Source organism: Moorena sp. SIO4E2 (assembly GCF_010671945.1).
GTDB lineage: Bacteria > Cyanobacteriota > Cyanobacteriia > Cyanobacteriales > Coleofasciculaceae > Moorena > Moorena producens.
The window spans coordinates 1-1,106 of record NZ_JAAHIE010001386.1 but is presented as its reverse complement, the minus strand read 5'-3'; the positions used below and the strand labels follow the sequence as shown (position 1 = coordinate 1,106).

Below are 1,106 nucleotides of genomic sequence, written 5' to 3'. Positions count from 1 at the left end.
AAGAAGAGATTATTCAAAATCAAGAGGAGATTCGTCAAAGTCAAGAAGAGATTCGCCAAAATCAACAGGAAATACGACGGATTTGGGAATATTTATTAAATCAAAGCGGTAATGGACGCTCCGGGAATTAAACCTCTAGCGCTTGGCGACTTTGTTAAGGACAGAAATTAGGTCACCTGGGAAATAACTTCTACTTTAACTTGCCTTCCTGCTTTGGCTAACATATTAATCAACTTATCCACACTGAATCTACTAATTTCTCCATTCATCAAATTGCTAATGCGAGGTTGAGTTTCTCCCCAAAATTCAGCAGCTTGCTCTTGGGTCCAGCCTCGATCGCGAATATATTGGCATAAATCTAACATTAAATCGGCTCTAATCTTCAAATTAGCCGCTTCTTCGGGTTCAAAACCTAAATCTTCAAATAGATTTTCTTTCCCTATGGTTAGCTGGGTTTGATTTTGTTCAGTCATTGATTTCCTGCTCTTTTTGGCTACGCCTTAACTCAATCACCTGTTGATAACGTTGCTCCCCAATTTTTAAATCTTTTTGAGACGTTTTTTGTGTTTTTTTCTCAAACCCATGAAGCACGTAAACAGCTTCTTCAAATCCAGCAACGTAGAAAATGCGATACGCTCCTTCTGTACGAATCCTGATTTCCTCCACTCCTTGACCAATAGTCGGCATGGGCTTGAAATCCGTAGGCATTTGACCCCTTTGGAGGGCTCGGAGTTGAAAACCTGCTTTACGGCGGGCTTCATCGGAAAATTTCCTAATATCTTGGCGAGAAGACCCTATCCAGTAAATTGGTTTATCTGACACTAGCTTTTCTACTTGCTATACCTAATTTGGTATATAGAGAGCTTAACATAAAAACAATAAAGGCCAAGCTACGCCAACGCACTTCTGACTACAAGCATCCCCCTGTCGTAATCATAAAACGTGAATTTTTCTTGCATTCGAGAGCAATAATTTGATCCTGGGGGGGCGACATGAGAGCTAAAAAGTAGACTGTATAAGCTTCATAGCTCTCATACCTCGTAAATAATTATCGAGCTTATGACGACTTAAACGCATCAAAGCATAAACTAATTCCCAACATTTAT

2 protein-coding genes are annotated in these 1,106 nt (G+C 39.8%); both read right to left on the bottom strand.

What is annotated here, in order from left to right:
- Positions 1-167 precede the first annotated feature (167 nt).
- Positions 168-473, bottom strand: a complete 306-nt coding sequence (locus F6K37_RS43880) for a helix-turn-helix domain-containing protein (protein ID WP_287257409.1) — start codon at positions 471-473, stop codon at positions 168-170.
- Positions 466-822, bottom strand: a complete 357-nt coding sequence (locus F6K37_RS43875; protein ID WP_287257408.1) for a type II toxin-antitoxin system RelE/ParE family toxin — start codon at positions 820-822, stop codon at positions 466-468. The genes F6K37_RS43880 and F6K37_RS43875 overlap by 8 nt, the downstream gene beginning before the upstream one ends.
- Between the last annotated feature and the right edge of the window lie 284 nt (positions 823-1,106).